Annotated in this window: 2 protein-coding genes; one reads left to right on the plus strand and one right to left on the minus strand. The window is 43.9% G+C overall.

Annotation, left to right across the window (positions count from 1 at the left end; genetic code table 11):
• Positions 1–470 precede the first annotated feature (470 nt).
• A complete protein-coding gene (locus NJ959_RS29495; RefSeq protein ID WP_254015320.1) occupies positions 471–857 on the plus strand; it encodes a hypothetical protein in 387 nt (128 codons plus the stop codon).
• Between the two features lie 80 nt (positions 858–937).
• Here the strand turns inward: NJ959_RS29495 and NJ959_RS29500 are convergent.
• Positions 938–1,416: nicotinate-nucleotide--dimethylbenzimidazole phosphoribosyltransferase family protein (locus NJ959_RS29500; RefSeq protein ID WP_507237499.1), on the minus strand; the 479-nt coding region annotated here is incomplete at its 5' end.

Raw genomic sequence — 1,416 nt, forward strand, 5'->3', positions numbered from 1 at the left:
GGAGGAAGCAGAGGGAGTACACAAAAATGAGGAAGGGCGAAACGGAGCGGAGATAACGGGAGGTATTTGTGATGATGCAACGACAACCGAAAACTAGACAGAATAGATAGTCGGCAGAGTAGGATATGTATAAGAATCTTACCATTGACAATAAGCAGGGTGGGATACATTTAACTACTTTTAACTCTGGGAGGAGGTAATAATTAAGAAATCATTAATTTAATCAAAAATCATCAGATTTTTCCTTGAAAGCATTGGAATTGCGTCAGTCTTCGACTATCTCTAAGGGAAGAATAGAATTGGATAATCATTTTTATAAGATTTGCCATTAAGAAAATATAAACAAATGCTCCGCTCGTACCGTGACTAAAATCAAATAGTTAAATGAATCAGCACTCAAGGTAGATTTAAGTTAAAAGTGATTAGCATGAAGGAAGAAAGAAGTTAAAGTTCTGGAAACTGACAGTCCTATGGATACCGTTCAAAAGGAAATCATCGCTTTAAGTCATAAACTGGATCTCCTATATCAAATAATGGAGCAGCGAAGTAAGGAACTCTCAGGATCTTTATCTGAAATAAAAGAGAGGCTCCAAGCTGACTCCTCCCAGTCATCGGGAATCGCTAAAGCTAGATCCGACAACTATCACAGTCCATACCTTCTTGACTCAGTGATGGATCATAAAGATATCCTGACGGATAGTAACAGCGATCGCTTCCATTCCCCTCAAAATGGCGATAAACCATTGTCTGACGAAATTCAAGTCCAACGCCTAACCGCCCAACTGACAGCCGCTTACAATCGGATTGCTGCTTTGGAAGAACAACTCCTAGTGCGCAGAATCCAAATCAAAGCCTAATATCTTAGCCCGCCTGACAAGACGTTGAGGAAAACGCCATCCTACCAGGCATCGGCTAACTAAAAGGTAATGCCCTAACATTACCTCTGATTCTGTCGCGCTATTAACTCTTCAATCGCTTCAAGTAATTGACAAGAATTCCAGCCTTTGTAAAGATAGCTTGCGATCGCACAACCTCCCGCACCCACCCCTTCTTTCACATATCCTTCCTCGTAAACCCGTAGTTGCTGATAACGAGATTGGGCAAAATTCAAGTCACTTGCTAAAAGAGGTACACCACCAATCTCTCGTGCTAATCCAACCGTATCTCCCGTCGGATCTTCTGCCACCCAGCGCGTCGTGCCCACAACAATTTCTTGAGGCTGCCAAGACGTTGTTAACTCACCAAATTTTGCAATCGCCTCCGCCAACGCATAAACTGCCAGCATTTGCGTACCCCCAGCCAACAATATCCCAGTGCGACTACTAGCTGCAATCGTCATCCCCGCAGCCACAATTTGCATCGGATCTCCTACTGCGGCTACCACTCGGAATGGGGAGTGGGGAGTAGGGAGTGGGG

The sequence above is a fragment of the Limnofasciculus baicalensis BBK-W-15 genome (assembly GCF_024178385.1).
GTDB classification, from domain to species: domain Bacteria; phylum Cyanobacteriota; class Cyanobacteriia; order Cyanobacteriales; family Coleofasciculaceae; genus Limnofasciculus; species Limnofasciculus baicalensis.